This is a genomic window from Primorskyibacter aestuariivivens (genome assembly GCF_028023675.1).
GTDB lineage: Bacteria > Pseudomonadota > Alphaproteobacteria > Rhodobacterales > Rhodobacteraceae > Marinovum > Marinovum aestuariivivens.
The window spans coordinates 39508-55140 of record NZ_JAQIOZ010000014.1 but is presented as its reverse complement, the minus strand read 5'-3'; the positions used below and the strand labels follow the sequence as shown (position 1 = coordinate 55140).

Annotated in this window: 17 protein-coding genes; 2 read left to right on the top strand and 15 right to left on the bottom strand. The window is 60.5% G+C overall.

Features of this window, described 5'->3' with window-relative positions; all coding sequences use genetic code 11:
* Positions 1–7 precede the first annotated feature (7 nt).
* The 3 genes from PGB28_RS14635 to PGB28_RS14625 are packed head-to-tail and all read right to left on the bottom strand — an operon-like array spanning position 8 to position 1487.
* A complete protein-coding gene (locus PGB28_RS14635) occupies positions 8–202 on the bottom strand; it encodes a hypothetical protein (protein ID WP_271422263.1) in 195 nt (64 codons plus the stop codon).
* A gap of 29 nt (positions 203–231) precedes the next feature.
* Positions 232–1089 (bottom strand): alpha/beta fold hydrolase, encoded by an 858-nt coding sequence (locus PGB28_RS14630; protein ID WP_271422262.1) that lies wholly within the window; start codon positions 1087–1089, stop codon positions 232–234.
* Positions 1086–1487 (bottom strand): hypothetical protein, encoded by a 402-nt coding sequence (locus PGB28_RS14625; RefSeq protein WP_271422327.1) that lies wholly within the window; start codon positions 1485–1487, stop codon positions 1086–1088. Before PGB28_RS14625 ends, PGB28_RS14630 begins: the two co-directional genes overlap by 4 nt.
* Before the next feature lie 245 nt (positions 1488–1732).
* On the opposite strand from PGB28_RS14625, the gene PGB28_RS14620 reads away from it, so the two are divergent.
* Both PGB28_RS14620 and PGB28_RS14615 read left to right on the top strand, forming a co-directional pair.
* Positions 1733–2608 (top strand): dioxygenase family protein, encoded by an 876-nt coding sequence (locus PGB28_RS14620; RefSeq protein ID WP_271422261.1) that lies wholly within the window; start codon positions 1733–1735, stop codon positions 2606–2608.
* Between the two features lie 96 nt (positions 2609–2704).
* Positions 2705–3607, top strand: a complete 903-nt coding sequence (locus PGB28_RS14615) for a LysR family transcriptional regulator (RefSeq protein ID WP_271422260.1) — start codon at positions 2705–2707, stop codon at positions 3605–3607.
* Between the two features lie 33 nt (positions 3608–3640).
* On the opposite strand, the gene PGB28_RS14610 is transcribed toward PGB28_RS14615, so the two are convergent.
* The 12 genes from PGB28_RS14610 to bhcC all read right to left on the bottom strand — a co-directional run bounded on the left by PGB28_RS14610 (position 3641) and on the right by bhcC (position 15627).
* Positions 3641–4339, bottom strand: coding sequence for an ABC transporter ATP-binding protein (locus PGB28_RS14610; protein ID WP_271422259.1), 699 nt, complete (start codon positions 4337–4339; stop codon positions 3641–3643).
* Positions 4332–5075, bottom strand: a complete 744-nt coding sequence (locus PGB28_RS14605) for an ABC transporter ATP-binding protein (RefSeq protein ID WP_271422258.1) — start codon at positions 5073–5075, stop codon at positions 4332–4334. The genes PGB28_RS14610 and PGB28_RS14605 overlap by 8 nt, the downstream gene beginning before the upstream one ends.
* Complete coding sequence (locus PGB28_RS14600) at positions 5068–6072, bottom strand: branched-chain amino acid ABC transporter permease (RefSeq protein WP_271422257.1); 1005 nt, start codon at positions 6070–6072, stop codon at positions 5068–5070. Before PGB28_RS14600 ends, PGB28_RS14605 begins: the two co-directional genes overlap by 8 nt.
* Before the next feature lie 4 nt (positions 6073–6076).
* A complete protein-coding gene (locus PGB28_RS14595) occupies positions 6077–6946 on the bottom strand; it encodes a branched-chain amino acid ABC transporter permease (protein WP_271422256.1) in 870 nt (289 codons plus the stop codon).
* Between the two features lie 58 nt (positions 6947–7004).
* On the bottom strand, positions 7005–8177 hold the full coding sequence (locus tag PGB28_RS14590; protein WP_271422255.1) for an ABC transporter substrate-binding protein: 1173 nt from the start codon (positions 8175–8177) through the stop codon (positions 7005–7007).
* Between the two features lie 41 nt (positions 8178–8218).
* Entirely contained in the window at positions 8219–8998 is a 780-nt protein-coding gene (gene benD, locus PGB28_RS14585) for a benzoate diol dehydrogenase BenD (protein WP_271422254.1), read from the bottom strand.
* Entirely contained in the window at positions 8995–10017 is a 1023-nt protein-coding gene (gene benC / locus PGB28_RS14580) for a benzoate 1,2-dioxygenase electron transfer component BenC (RefSeq protein WP_271422253.1), read from the bottom strand. Before benC ends, benD begins: the two co-directional genes overlap by 4 nt.
* Positions 10018–10089: 72 nt before the next feature.
* Positions 10090–10614, bottom strand: coding sequence for a benzoate 1,2-dioxygenase small subunit (gene benB, locus PGB28_RS14575; protein ID WP_271422252.1), 525 nt, complete (start codon positions 10612–10614; stop codon positions 10090–10092).
* Between the two features lie 12 nt (positions 10615–10626).
* Positions 10627–12015 carry a benzoate 1,2-dioxygenase large subunit gene (gene benA, locus PGB28_RS14570; RefSeq protein WP_271422251.1) on the bottom strand — a complete coding sequence of 463 codons (1389 nt, stop codon included), beginning with the start codon at positions 12013–12015 and terminating at the stop codon, positions 10627–10629.
* Positions 12016–12088: 73 nt separating this feature from the next.
* Positions 12089–13237, bottom strand: a complete 1149-nt coding sequence (locus PGB28_RS14565; RefSeq protein ID WP_271422250.1) for a muconate/chloromuconate family cycloisomerase — start codon at positions 13235–13237, stop codon at positions 12089–12091.
* A 190-nt stretch (positions 13238–13427) separates the two neighbouring features.
* The gene (bhcD, locus tag PGB28_RS14560) at positions 13428–14393 is read right to left on the bottom strand and encodes an iminosuccinate reductase BhcD (protein WP_271422249.1); all 966 of its coding nucleotides are present in this window, start codon (positions 14391–14393) and stop codon (positions 13428–13430) included.
* 67 nt (positions 14394–14460) lie between these two features.
* On the bottom strand, positions 14461–15627 hold the full coding sequence (gene bhcC, locus PGB28_RS14555) for a 3-hydroxy-D-aspartate aldolase BhcC (protein WP_271422248.1): 1167 nt from the start codon (positions 15625–15627) through the stop codon (positions 14461–14463).
* Positions 15628–15633 lie beyond the last annotated feature (6 nt).

Genomic DNA, 15633 nt, shown 5'->3' with positions numbered 1-15633 from the left:
GGTGTACTTATCCGTTGGACGCGGCCGGACGGGTGCCAGCATGTCCGGCCGCAGGTTTCATAAAGGAGAGGTCGAAGAGTGCCGACCGCTTGCGCGATGCCTCGATGGCGTTGCGCTCGTCGTCGGTGAAGAACATCCAGGCCGCGTCGGCGTTTTCATGTTTCTTGCATCCGGGGCATGGGTTTTTCGCGTTCTTGCACATGGCTCCTCCTCCTGCGCAGGGGTTATCGGTCAGGCAGCTTTCGCCGCCGGGCTTGGCATCTTTTCCAGTGCGTCCACGAAGAACGGACGAAAGCCTTCGGGGTGTTCGCTCATCGGGAAGTGACCGAGCTCGTCCATGACCGCCAGCGTGGCGCCCGGGATGGCCTTGGCCGTGCGTTCGGCGTCTTCGGGCGTACACGTCAGGTCATAGGCCCCGACAATGATGTGCACCGGCGTTGCCCGCGTATCGATAGTCGGCAAGCGCGGGATCAGGCTGTCGTCGCGGGTGTAAAAACTCAGATCGCCCCGGAACACGCCCGGACCGCTTTGCATGAACATCCAAAGCGTGTTCCAGCGCTCGGAGTTGGGCGCATGGGGCGAGATATTGGCTGACACGAGCGCCGCGCCCATTTCGCCACCATGGGCGTCGGGGCGGTGGAACCAGTCGATATCGTACCATGCAGGCTGGAAGTCCGAGGCCTCGATCGCGATGAAGCCGCTGAATTTTTCCGGGTGAAGCGCTGCGATTTGCAGCGCAATCCGCCCGCCCATCGAGCAGCCAGCAAGGACCGGGCGATCAAGACCCAGCCCGTCGATGACGGCCAGAACGGTTTCGATGTAGGCTTCGGTCGTCAGCAGATATTCCTGGGTCTCGAACCCTTCCGGCGGTAGCGATTTGCCGTGCCACGGCATGTCGAAGGCGATCAGGCGGTTCGATGCGGTGATCTCGGAGTCATTCATAAGATGACGCCACTGGCGGGTATCTGCGCCTGCGGTGTGCAGGCAGATGACCGGACGCCCCTGCCCTGCCTCTTCGAAATAGATACGGCGTGGGGCGCCACCCACGGTGACGGTGACATAGCGACCGGTGATCGGCTCGATGCTCATGCTGCCAACTCCTCTTTTGCGCGGGCGAGAGACAGCACTTCCTTGAAGAAGCGCAGGTTCTTAACGAGGCTCAGAATGTCGCCGTCGATCCGACCGCGACCGATCTTCACCAGTCCGAAGATGTCATGGAAGCCGGGCTCGGGCCGCGCTTCCCAGAATTTGTTCAGCGCGTCGGCATCCGTCCGCAGAGCAAAGCGCCAAGGCGTCTTGCGGCTTGGGCCATGGGCGACCGAGACGATGTGCCCTTTCTCGAAGGACAGGTAGAATTCATCACCACCCACTTCGATGAGCACGGTTTCGGAAAACAGCCGACCGAGGCGCAGCAAATGCGGCGTATCCTCAAGGCGCGTTTGAATTTGCTTAAAGGTATCGATCACCTTGGCCTCCCATGCGTTCATAAGCTGGGGAATAGCTGCCACGATCGCGGGCCTCTGGGCCATGCCAGCAAGGGTATGGGTCAATACTCTGGCTTGCGACCTTTCGGGAAAAGCCATGTTCGCAAGGGTCGGGTCGCCGTTGGTATCACCCGATACCGCCGCAGGCATTGGGTCAGCGTGGGGATTCGGCGAAGTCTGTGTGGCGACGAGAGGCAGTCACGCAACTCGTAACCGGATATACAGATTGCCAGGAGGAGGAATTACCCATGGGCATCGTCAACCAAGACAACATCACCGACGTCGTGATCGCAAGCCTCGGCAAGCATGGAGACATCACCGACCGCCAGCGCGAACTCGCGACTGGCCTGGTCAAGCACCTGCACGCTTTCATCAAGGACGTGAAGCTACAGCACGACGAATTCCTGTTCGTCTGTGACTATCTCGCCCGCGCCGGCAAGCTCTGCAACGACAACCGTCAGGAATTCATTCTGCTGGGCGACATCCTTGGTGTCGAGGTTCTGGTCGACATGATGACCAACCCCGTCGAAGGCAACGAAAGCGAGTCGACCGTCCTCGGGCCGTTCTATCGCGAGAACCCCCCGGTCCTGCCCAAAGGTGGCTCTACCATCCAGAAGCACTATGACAACGAAGAAACCGCGTATTATGAGGGCTACATCAAAGACGAGAACGGCAACGGCATCGCCGGTGTGACGCTCGACGTCTGGGAAGACGCGCCGAACGGTGTCTACGAAAACCTCGACCCCGACCAGCCGGAATACAACCTGCGCGGACGTTTTGAGACCGACGAAAACGGCCACTACGCATTTGTTGCCGTGCGCCCCGTCCCCTACCCGATCCCGGACGATGAAACTGCGGGCGAGCTGCTGCGCTTCATGGGCCACCACCCGAACCGTCCCGGCCATATGCACTTCATCATCTCGAAAGATGGCTACCGTCCGCTGATCAGCCAGATCTACGACGCCGACAGCGAATGGTTGGAAGAGGACAGCGTATTCGCTGTCAAGGAAAGCCTGATCGGCAAGTTCAAGCCGGCAGCCGCCGACCTCGGCACCGACCTGCACTTCGAGTTCGACTTTGTCCTCAAGGCCGCGGCTGACGAAAAGGCGATCGCTGCCGAGTAATCCCCGATACCTCCCTGAAGACTGGCCCCCGCAAGACGGGGGCCTTTTTTCGTTTTGAGGTATAGCATATCGTAAGTTCTTGGGAGGACGGCGAAAATGAACTTCAAACAGCTGACCTATTTTATTGCGGTGGCAGAGGAGCTGCATTTCGGCCGCGCCGCGGAACGCCTCGACATGGCGCAACCCCCGCTCAGCCGTCAGATCAAGCAACTTGAAGAAGATCTTGGCGCGATCCTGTTCAACAGGGGTCGAAGCGCGATTACCCTGACACAGGCAGGCGAGCGGTTGCTGAAGCGTGGCAAAACAATCCTCGCAGAGCTTGAAGACACGCAACTGGAAGTGCGTCGACTGGGACAAGGGGCGGAAGGACGGCTCAGGATTGGGTTCGTTGGCTCTGCCACATTCGGAATTCTGCCAAACATCATCAGATCGTACCGGGCGAATTACCCTGACGTGAACCTAAGCCTGATCCCGATGAACAACGCCGAACTGCACCGGTCTCTGGTGTCACGGGAACTCGACGTAGTATTTGCCCGGCCAACCCTAAAAGACCCTGAATTCCTGTCAAAGCACCTGGTCGAAGAAAGGCTGATCCTCGCCCTGCCCGATATCGTCGATACGGGCACCCGGACGGTTGCCAAGCTCGAACGGCTCATGACCCACCATTTGATCCTCTACCCTGAACGCCCCAGGCCCAGCTATGCCGATATGGTCCTCAAAGCGGTTGAGGATGCGGGGTTTGAGGCGCCCCTGCGCATCTGGTGTATGGATCTGCAAACCGCCCTCAGTCTTGTTGCGGTCGGTGAGGGCGTGTGCATCGTCCCGGAATCCGTCGCGAATGCGCCGCGCAAGGGTATGAAGTTTCTCGATATCGAACCCGAGATCGCGCGGACCGAACTTTCGGTCAACTACCGCCTCGATGAACAGGGCGTTCACGTCAAGAATTTCGTCAACATCGCGCAGAAAGTCGCGCGAAAGAGCCCTGTCAAAAAGGGGTGAGCATGCAGGGCGTAGTGGCCCTGCACGTAGATTTCACACGCCCAGCCAAGTGTGCTGCGCGTCTTCATCGGCCTTGATCGCCTCTGCATCTCCCGTCCAGACGATCTGCCCCTTGCTGACGACAACCACATCATCGGCCAGTGAGGTGGCAAATCCGAAATTCTGTTCAACGATGATCATCGACAGGCCCGCCGCTTTCAGCTCTTGCAGCTTGTCGTGGATCAGTTTGACGATAATGGGGGCGAGGCCCTCTGTTGGCTCATCAAGGATCAGGAGCTTTGGGTTCATCAGCAGGCCCCGCGCAATGGCCAGCATTTGCTGCTCGCCGCCCGAGAGCTGCGTACCGCCGTTGTCCATGCGCTCTCCCAGACGCGGAAACAGGTCCAACACCCGCTCCATCGTCCATTCAGGGTTCGACCCGCCAAACCGCTTGGCCGCGATCTCAAGGTTCTCGCGCACGCTGAGAGACGGAAAGATATCGCGTGTCTCTGGCACATAAGCGATCCCGCTCTTGGCGATATCAAAGGGTTGGCCCGCGATCGGCTTGCCACCCCACAGGATTTCGCCGGACTTCAGCGGCAAAAGACCCATGATCGTCTTAAGTGTCGTGGATTTGCCGGCACCGTTGCGCCCGAGGATGGCCAAAACCCGGCCCTTCTGCGCCTGAAGCGACAGGCCGTAGAGGACCTGCGTTTCGCCGTACCCGGATTCAATTGCATTCAGTTCAAGCATCTTCCCAGCTCCCCAGATAGATTTCCTTGAGCAGGCTGGACCCGCGTGCCGCATCGGGAAGGCCATCAAAGACGACCTCTCCGTAGTTCAGCACCGTGATCGTGTCGGCCACATCAAAGGCAAGGTCCATGTCATGTTCGATGATCAACATGGTCAGATCACGCGGCAGATTGTTCAGCAGGTCGTGAAACCCTTTGGACATTTCCGGTCCGACACCGCTGGTGGGTTCGTCCATCAGCAAGACCAGCGGCCGCGTCGCCAGAGCGACACCAACCTCAAGCTGGCGACGCACGCCATAGCTGATTTCGGACACTTTGGCGTGGATGAAGGGCATCAGGTTCACCTGTTCGGCCACCTCCTCGACGATCTCGCGGACTTCGGGTTTTGCCAGGCTGTCCGACCAAAGCTGTGTTGCATTGCCGGTGTGAACCGCCGCCGCAAGCCCAAGGTTTTCTTCGACCGTCAGACCATCGAACAACGTGTTCTTCTGATAGCTCCGCGAAAGCCCGCGACGGGCGCGTTTGGCAACGGGAAGTGCCGTGACATCTTCACCGGCGAGATGCACCGATCCGCTGTCTGGGGTCAGCTCGCCGACTAGCTGGTTGAACAGCGTTGTCTTGCCCGCCCCGTTCGGCCCCAGGATCACCCGGCGCTCGCCCCGTTCCAGCTTCAGCGACACGTTGCGCGTGACGTGAACGGCACCGAAGCTCTTGTCCAGATTACGTGTCTCAAGCATCGTTCAACGCCTCCTCGGGCTCCTGTTTGCGGGTTGCATCGGCAAGACGGCGGTCGAATACGCCGCCCCAGCGGGACTCGATCCAACCGAAGATGCCATTGGCGCGGCTCATCACGACGGCGATCAGGATGGCGCCGACAACAAGGTGCCAATAGGTCGTGACCGAGCTCAGTTCATGCTTCAGCACCACAAAGGCGGCTGCTCCGATCAGCGGTCCGACAAGCGTTCCAAGACCGCCAAGGATCACCACAACCAGTGCCTCGCCCGAGACGGTCCAGCTGAGCAGACCCGGCGAGATATACATGATGTGTTGTGCGGCCAGCGCACCGGCGAGGCCTGCGATCATGCCGGACAGACCGAACACATCGGCCTTTACACGCCAGACCGTCAGGCCAAGCGCACGCATCCGCTGCTCATTGTGCATGACACCGGTGAGCGAGCGGCCAAGACCGGATCGCAGGATCAGCACCGAAGCACCATAGACCGCCCCGAGAATAGCCAGGCAAAACAGCGCAAAGCTGCGACTGTCGTTCAGATCAACACCGATAACGCTCAAGTCCAGACGGGATATGCCGCCCAATCCGTCATCGCCGCCAAAGATCGGCGCCTCGAACACGTAGGAATAGGCCATTTGCCCGAAAGCGAGTGTCGCCATGATGAAATAGATACCGTGACTGCGAGACCCGATGGCGCCGATGACCCAGGCAGCAGCACCAGTCAGCGCGATACTCCCCGCCATGGCAACGGGCGGTGCGATCCCTGCCTTTGTCGACAGGATTGCGTAGGCATAGGCCCCGACCCCCATCAAAGCGCCATGGCAGAGCGAGACCATGCCACCGAAGCCAGCGACGATGTCGAGCGCCAGAACCAGCATGGCAAGGATCAGGATCTCTGTCAGGATCTCCAGACCGAAATATTCGGCAGTGAAAGCTTGGAAGAGGGCACCGGCTGCGAGCAGGACCAGAGCGGTGTAACGAAGAGTGTTGTGGCGAAACATCGTCTTATCCTTTCGCTGGGAAGAGGCCCTCTGGCTTGATCACAAGGACCGCAGCCAAAAGCGCGTAGATGAGAACAGAGGCCAGTTGCGGGGCCAGAACGGCACCGAAAGTCTGCACAAAGCCGTAGATCAGCGATCCCGCGATAGCCCCCTTGAGGGAGCCGAGACCACCGATCACGATCACGATCAGAGTCGGGATCAGGATCTGCAAACCCATGTCGGGCGTCACACTGAGAAGCGGTGCCGCGACGGCCCCGGCCAACCCGGCCAGTGCACAGCCCACACAGAAGACGATGAAGAACAGCCGTTCTACATTGATGCCCAGACAGGCCGCCATGGCATCGTTATCGACACCGGCACGGATCATTGCTCCGATCTGGGTGCGGCTGAGCACGAAGGCCAGTGCGCCGAAGATGGCGAGACCCAGAACAATGATGAACAACCGGTAGGTCGGATACTCGACACCAAGGAAGGTAAGACGACCGCCAAGCAGCGTGGGTACGTCGATGGCGAGAGCCAGATCACCCCAGAAAATGCGTGTCAGATCGAGCAGGACAAAGATCAGCCCGAAGGTGACAAGAACCTGTGCCATGGGCCCCGATTTCCGCATGCGCTTGATGAGGCCGGAATAGAGGAGGATCCCCACCCCGGCGACCGCCACGGGCGCCAGAAAGAACCCCATCCAGTAGCCGCCTACGGCAGCCAGCGAGGCAGCGAAATACGCGCCAAGCGCATAAAGCGAGCCATGCGCGAGGTTCACGAAGTGCATCAGCCCGAAAATGACCGTCAGGCCGATGGAAAGAAGAAACAGAAGCATGGACAATTGCAGGGCATTCAATGCCTGAAGCGTCCAGAATCCAAGATCATGTGCCATTGAGGGTCCTCCTCGGACGTTATGTCCCGGCCGCAAGCAAGCGGCCGGGACAGTTTGGTCAGTTGGAGAGGGGTGCCATTTCACAACCGTTGGTCGGATCGGCTTCCGCAGGCAACTGAGCGAGGACCTTCTGCGTCAGTCCACCTTCACCAGCGACGGTTTCGTAGACATAGACGGGCTGAATGATGTTGTTGGTTGCGGGGTCGATGGAGAGCTGACCGCGCGGCCCCTCAAAGCTGACCTGGCGCAGGGCGGTCGCCAAAGATGCACGGTCGTTTGCGCCGGTTTTTGTTGCCTCAATCAGCGCGCGAGCAGCATCATAACCTTGGACGGCGAATTCCGACGGAGCGCGGCCGGTTTCCTCGGTGAAGGCGGCCACGAAAGCAGCGTTCGCCTCGCTGTCGATGGTCGGCGCGTAGTGAAGCGCCGTGATGACGCCTTCGGCGGCCTCGCCCTGCGCGTTCACGTAAAGCGGCGAGGTCAGGAAGCCCGAGCCATAAAGGGGAAGGTCTGCATTCAGACCGAAGCTGTCATATTGCTTGACGAACGAGATCGCCTCACCCCCGGCGTAGAAAACGTAGACCGCATCGGCACCGCTGGCCTTGGCCTGGGCGAGATAGGGACCGAAGTCTTGCGTCTTTTGGAACGGCGTGAATTCCTGCCCGACGATCTCGCCGCCTGCGGCGGTGAAGGTCTCGGTGAAGGCATCGATCATCTGACGACCAGCGGCGTAGTCAGGCGCAAGCGTGAACACGCGTCGAACGCCCTGCTCGGCCATCCAGGTGCCCATCGGACGGTTGATCTGGCCGTTGGAAAACGACATCCGCGTGATGAAAGGCGAGCAGGAGGCGCCTGTGGCCTCGTCATTGCCGGCATTGGCCACGATCAGCGGCACACCTGCGCCATGCACCATGTCGCGCACCGCGCCCAGAACACCGGAACTGACGATCCCGACCATAACATCAACCTGGTCCTGCAGGATCAGCTTCTTGGCCTTGCCGAGCGCGACAGGCGGCTTTACCTCGGTGTCTTCGCGGGCGATCTCGAACGTGACACCGGTCTCGGAACCGAATTGTTGCAGACCAAGGTTGAACCCGGTCTCGATTTCATTGCCGAGCGACGCGTAGACGCCAGAGAAAGGGAGCAGAAGCCCCACCTTGATGTCTTCGGCAGCGGCAGGCATAGCGAAGCTGGTGGCGAGCCCGAGGGCCGCCAGGATTGCGCGTTTCATTTTGGATCTCCTCCAGTTGGTTAACGACCCCTCCTCAGGGCCTATCCTAAGTCGCCCCCACCCACCGGTACGGTGACACCAGTGATGTAGGAGGCCTCGTCCGACGCCAGGAACAGGATCGGGCCTGCCTGCTCGTCGAGCGTTCCGTATCGTTTCATGAACGAGGACTGGATCGTCTGGTCGACGATGGTCTGGTACCAGTCCTCGCGTTGTTCTTCTTCGGCGTTGGGGTTGCGCGGCACGACCCGCGGCGGTGCTTCGGTTCCGCCCGGAGCGGTGGCAACCACTCGAATTCCGCGTTCTGCGACTTCCCAAGCCAGGCTTGCGGTGAGCGCGTTCACTCCGCCCTTCGCTGCTGCGTAGGGCGCGCGGTTTAGTCCGCGGGTCGCAATGGACGACACATTGACGATTGTGCCAGAGCCTTGCGGAAGCATCCGTTCAATGGCGGCGCGGCAGCAGTAGAGTGTTGGGAACAGCGAACGGCGCACTTCGGCGTCGATCTGCTTGGGCTCGTAATGCTCAAAGGGTTTGGCCCAGATCGTTCCGCCGACATTGTTGATCAGGATGTCGATACGTCCCCAGAGGTCACAGGCCTTTTGCATCGCCTTTTCGCAGCCGCTCCAGGTCTCGAGGTTGACCGAGATCGCCTCTGCCTCGCCCCCCGCTTCGCGGATCGCCGCGACGACGTCTTTGCGCGCGGGTGAGCGGTCCACGATCAGAACCCGTGCCCCCTCGCTGGCCGCCCGTTCGGCGACGCGGCGGCCGATACCTTGTGCCGCGCCGGTGACGACCATCACCTTATCGTCGAAACGGCGGGTCATGCCGCTTCGGCCTTCTCTTCGGTGGGGTTGAATTTCTCGTAATAGAAATTCGCGGGCTCAACGCCCAGTTTCCCGAAATGCGCGCGCACGGCATCTACCATCGGCGGCGGGCCGCACAGGTAGACGTCGCAATCCCCGTCATGCAGGTCATCGCCGCTGAGGTGATCGGTCACGAAACCCTTGCGCTCATGCGCGTCTTCTTCGGCGGCCAGAATGGTGATCACGGTAACGTTGCCGATCTTTTCAGCAAGCGCGTTGACGCGGTCCAGTTCCACGAGGTCAGCGGCGTGGGTCACGGCATAGTAGAGCGTGATTGGGTGATCTGCTCCCTGCTCAGCCACCTGTTCCAGCATGGAGAGGAACGGCGCCAGACCGGTGCCACCGGCGAGCCAAACCTGCGTGCGCTCGATTGGCCGCAGGTAAAAAGCACCCATGGGACCGGTTGCAGTTAGAGCGTCGCCGGGCTTCGCCTGCGCGCCAAGATAGGTGCTCATGACACCGCCTTGCAGGTTGCGGATCAGGAAGGTAGCTTCCTGTCCACCCGGTGCGGACGAAAAGGAATATGACCGGTGTTTGTCCGTACCCGGCACCGTCAGGTTCACATACTGGCCCGGTAGGAAGTTGATCGGCTTGGCCAGTTTCACCCGAAGCCCGAAGGACGTCTCGGAAAGTTTGTCGACGCCCTGCACTTCGGCATCGACAGCCTCGGGCGCGGTCTTGCAGATGGCGGACGAGGCCGGGACCCGCACGACGCAGTCGCTTTCCGGGGTCATCTGGCAGGTGAGCGCGTAGCCTTGTTCGGCCTCCTCGTCGCTCATCGACTCGTCCATGTAAAATTCCAGCTCGTACTCACCCTTCTCGACGAAGCACTTGCAGGTGCCGCAGACGCCATCCCGGCAGTCCATCGGCAGGTTGATTTTCTGACGGAAGGCCGCATCGGTCACCTTCTCATCGTCATCGCACTGGATGACGCGCGTGACGCCATCTTCGAAATTCAGGGCAACGTTGTAGGTCGTCATGGCATGCTCCTCCCTTGGCCGCGCACCCTGACGTGGATGCGCGGAGGTTTTCGGTCTCCCGGAGAACGGGGATCAGACGTGGTAGACGTCGATCACGTGGTGGATGTGATCGTTCTTCAGGACCACCTTCTTGTCGGTGATCAGCGGCTTCGGCCCGCTGGCGTCGATCGTGTAGAACGACGTGCCCCAGTGGGTATCGGTTTCGGCATAGCGATAGCTCAGCGTTTGCCAGTTGAAGCGCAGCTTGATTTCGCTGCCCTCCCGGCTCAGCACTTCGATGCCCGACAGGTAGTGATTGGTGCGCGGCTCCGGCAGCGAGGTCGCCGACGACCGGTCGGTCTTGATCCGGAATACGCGGTCTTCGATGCCCTGCTTGTTCGGATAGTACATCAGCGACATCTCGTTCTGCGGATCCTCCGTCAGCGTGTCGAAGTCATCCCATGTGGGCATCCAGAACGGACAGTCCTTGTGATAGAAGGTCAGCCAGGTGTCCCAGTCGCGGTCATCCAGAGCGCGGGCCTCGGCGAAGAGGAAGGCCTGGATTTCCTCGAAGCTCATCGCGTCGGTTGCGGGGCGTTCAAGAGTTGCAGTAGTCATGTTCATTCCTCCTCACTCGGCTGCGACCGACGCCTGAGGCGCGGTTTCGCGTTCCTTCGCAATGGCTTCACCCATCCGCTCGGACCAGTTGCTGTGTTGAATGACGAAGAGGCCTTCGTCTTCGGTGCGGGCACCGGACAGAACCGGGTTTATGCCCAGGGCCTTGGCGTCTTCATCCGGGCCTTCGATCCATTGGACAGCACCCCGTGTCAGGTCATTCCACTTCGCGTGCGCGGCACCAGCGTAGCCGCGCTGCGTGGCCCGGAATTCTTCGGTGTCATCCGGAGTTGCCATACCGGAGGCGTTGAAGAAGTCTTCGTATTGCCGGATGCGGCGGGTGCGGGCTTCCTGACTCTCGCCTTTGGGCGCGATGCAGTAGATGGTCACCTCGGTCTCGTTCACGCTGATCGGGCGGAAGACGCGGATCTGGCTGGAGAACTGGTCCATCAGGAAGACGTTGGGATAGAGGCAGAGGTTGCGCAGCACGCCGACCATCCATTCGGCCTTGGTCTTGCCGTACTTCTCCGTCCATTCCTCCAGACGCGGATAGCCGGGGCGGTTTGTCGGGTCGGCCCATTCGGTCCAGAGCAGGATGTGACCATTCTCGTAGGCATGAAAGCCGCCGCGCTGTTTGGCCCATTTGGAGGCGTCGGTCGCCTTGATGTTATCTTCCTTGCCGTCATCGGTACGGTGCGCGGTCGTGGCCACGTAGTTCCAGTGCACCGCAGAGACGTGGTAGCCATCCGCGCCGTTTTCGGCCTGAAGCTTCCAATTGCCGTCATAGGTGTAGGTCGAGGAGCCGCGCAGCACTTCCAGACCCTCGTCGGCCTGATCGACGATCATGTCGATCATCTTGCGCGCTTCGCCAAGGTATTCTTCCAGCGGCTTCACATCGGCATTGAGCGAGCCGAACAGGAAGCCACGGTAATTCTCAAACCGGGCAACTTTGGTCAGGTCATGGCTGCCGTCCTTGTTGAACTGCTCCGGGTAGCCCGCGCCCTTTGGGTCCTTGACCTTCAGGAGCTTGCCGGTGTTGGAGAAGGTCCAGCCGTGGAACGGGCAGGTGAAGGTCTTCTGGTTGCGACGTTTGAAGCGGCACAGCTGCGCGCCACGATGCGAACAGGCATTGACCAGCGCGTGCAGCTCGCCGTCCTTGTCGCGGGTGATGACGACGGGCGTGCGGCCCATGGTCAGGGTGAAGTAGTCGCCCGGGTTCGGGATCTGGCTTTCATGCGCCATGTAGATCCAGTTGCCTTCGAAGATGTGCTTGATCTCAAGCTCGAACAGCTCTTCGTCGGTGAAGATGTCCCGGCGGCACCGAAAGACGCCGTTTTCCGGGTCGTCCTGGATCGCGCCGTCGAGCCGCGCTTCGAATTCATCGAGATTGGATTGGGTGAACATTTTTGGTCCTCCTCCTGACTGCCTTGGCGCTTTGGCACGCGCTTTGGCTGGGTTTGATATCTGTGTCGCGGGACTATTCTCCAGCGACGGCTTTCATGGTCCGGCCGCCATCGCGGCGGAAGAAATCGATCTTGTCCTGGTCGAGCGTCGCGCCGATGCCGACGCCTTTAGGGACCTCGGCACAGAAATCGCGGTAGATGATCGGCTCGGCGAGGATTTCATCGGTCAACAGGAGCGGACCGAACAGCTCGGTGCCCCAGGCCAGATCTTCGACGGTCGAGAACAACTGCAGGGCCGCAGCGGTGCTCAGACCGGTTTCCAGCATCGTGCCGCCGTAAAGGCCCAGTCCTGCCGCCTGCCCGATGGCGATGACTTCAGATGCGCGCTTGAGCCCGCCCGACTGCCCGATCTTGACCGCGAAGACATCCGCCCCGCGCACTGATGCGACTTCCAAGGCGTCTTCGGGACCGTTCAGCGCCTCGTCCGCCATCACGGCGATCTCATGGCTTTTGGTCAGTTCCGCCATGGCGCGGCGATAGCGGGCCGGCACCGGCTGTTCGACAAGTTCGCAACCTGCCTCTTGCAATCCCTTGAGACCCCAACGTGCGTCCTGCAAGGACCATGCCGTGTTCACGTCGACCCGCACGCTTGCGGAGTCACCAACGGCTTCTTTGATCCGCGCCACATGCGCCACGTCCTCGCGGACGGACCGCTTGCCGATCTTCAACTTGAAGATGTTGTGGCGGCGGGTTTCGATCATCTCCTGGGCCTCAGTGATGTCGGTTTCGGAGTTGCCGGAGGCGAGCGTCCAGGCGACCGGTAGACGTTCGTGAACGGCTCCGCCGAAAAGTTGCGACACCGGCACGCCCAAGCGCTTGCCCAACCCGTCCCAGAGAGCGATCTCGACGGCAGTCTTGGCGATGCGGTTGCCCTTCACCAGCTTGTCGATCAGCTGGAGCGCACCATTCACATCGTCGCCGTTACGGCCAAGCAATGCGGGCGCGATATAGGTCTCGATCGCCGACTGGATGCCTTCAGGGCTTTCCGGACCATAGCTGAGGCCGCCAATCGTCGTGCCTTCGCCAATGCCTTCGGAGCCGTCCGAGAACTTGACCCTGACGAGCACGGCAGTTTGCGTGCGCATCGTGGCCATCGAAAGCACGTGACCACGAATGGTTGGGATGTCGAGGATCAGGGTCTCGATCTGGTCAATATTGGTCACTGGGGCTCACCACATCTACAGGTTTCCATTGGCTGCAGATTGCCCGCCCGAGCCGGATTCTGTCGATGATTGGGGGGGTCTTGGGTGATACCCTGACGAGACACGAGGGGGCCTGCGTCACTTCTCAAACGAGAACAGGCGCCACCAATGGTGACGCCTGCGATGGATCATTTACGTGGATGACTACTGACTAGAAATCGACCTCGATGGCGATACCACGCTCGACTGCCAGATCGACGACCGCCGCAGCGACAGCAAGGTCCTGAAGACCGACGCCGGTACCGTCGTACAAGGTGATCTGATCGTCTGACGTGCGGCCCGGATGGGTGCCGTTGATCATGGCGCCCAGCTGGGCAATGTCACTTTCCCTGATCAGTCCTTCAGCGATAGCATGCTGCGCTTCGCCGATGCTGATGGATTGCGCGACCTCGTCGGTGAAAACGGAGGCGCGGGCCAGAAGTCCCGCCTCAACCTCTTGTTTGCCCTTCGTGTCGGTCCCCATACAGGCAAGGTGCGTACCAGGGCTGACGTGATCCGCCATGAGGGACGGCGAGAAGGCCGAAGTGATCGAAATAATGACATCCGCCTCATCCATTCCGGGCAGATCGACAGCCTCGAACGGAACGCCGGCCTCTTCGGCAACCTTGGCTAGGTTGGGCAGCATCTCGGGGTGGTAATTCCAGCCGATGACCTTCTCGAAGGCGCGCTGTTCCAAAGCGGCGCGGAGTTGGAACGTGGCCTGATGGCCCGCGCCGATCATGCCGATGACCTTTGCGTCCTTGCGAGCCAGGTGCTTGATCGACACCGAGGACGCGGCCGCCGTGCGCAAGGCGGTTAAAAGGTTCCCGCCCACCATGGCAGACGGTTTGCCCGTATCGGGATCGAACAGGAACACGGTCGACTGGTGATTGATCAGCCCGCGCTTTTCCAGATTGTTGGGCCAATAACCGCCCGCCTTGAGGCCCAGCGTCAGCCCGGCGCGGTCGAAACCGCCCTTGAAGCCATAGAGCGCGTCTTCGTGGCCGATGGCCTCGCGTATGACAGGGAAGTTATAGGCGTCGCCCGACGCCATGGCGGCAAAGACCTTTTCGACGGCGTCAAACGCCGCCTCGCGGGTCATCAGATCCGCGATTTCCCGTTCGGGTACGATGAGCATACGTCCCGCTCCTTCTACTCTTTTTCAAATACGCAGGGGGGTCCGGGGGGCTTGCCCCCCGGCGAAATCAATAAGCCCGCCCGCGCGCCGAAACCGGCCAGACGCATTCGACCTTGCCGCCTCGCACGCCGACATACCAGTCATGCACATTGGCGGTCGGATCGCAGTGCCCGGGTACGAGCTTGAGCTTCTCATTGACCTTCAAGACGCCGTCCGGGTCGGCGATCACGCCGTGCTCGTCCGAGCACTTGACGTATTCCACGTCGTCGCGCCCGTAGATGAACGGCAGACCGCTGTCGACCGATTGCGCCTTGAGGCCTGCGTCGCAGATCGCCTTGTCGGCCTTGGCGTGGCTCATGACCGAGGTCAGGATGAAGAAGGCGTTTTCCCATTCGCCCGCATCGATGCGCTTGCCCTCGTGATCGAGAATACGGCCATAGTCGGCATCCATGAAGGCATACGACCCGCACTGCAATTCATTGTAGAGGCCGGAATTGCTCTCGAAGTAATACGATCCGGTGCCACCGCCTGATACCAATTCGGTTTCGATCCCTTCGGCTTTCAGCGCGTCGACCGCGTCCTGCACCTGGGCAATCGCTGCTTCGATCTTGGCCTTGCGGTCGTCGAAACTGTCCATGTGCTGCATTGCGCCCTGATAGGCCTGAATGCCCCGATAGGTCAGGTTGTCCGCCGCGACGACAGCCGTGGCGATCTCAACGACCGCCGGAGTCGTTGTCACACCGCAGCGTCCTGCACCGCAGTCGATTTCCACGAATACACCCAGCTGGGTGCCTGCTTTAACGGCAGCCGCCGACAGATCCGCCACGTTGGCGACGTCATCGACACAGACAATCACCTCGCCACCGCTCAGCTTGGGCAGTTGCACCAGCCTCTCGATCTTGCCCGGGTTCCGGACCTGATTGGACACCAGGATTTCCTTGATGCCCGCGCGGGCAAAAACCTCTGCCTCGGACACTTTCTGGCAGCAGACACCGACGGCACCGCCCAGCTCCATTTGCAGCTTCAGCACGTCGACGGATTTGTGCATCTTGCCATGAGCGCGGTGCCGCATGCCGTGCGCCTTGGCATAGTCACCCATCTTCTTGATGTTGCGTTCAAGCGCGTCGAGATCCAGCACCAGAGCAGGCGTTTGGATATCGTCCTCATCCATGCCCGGCTTGGCGGGAATGTCGAAACCAACCTCGTAGGCGTCCAGGTCAATCATGTCTTTCATGGGAAT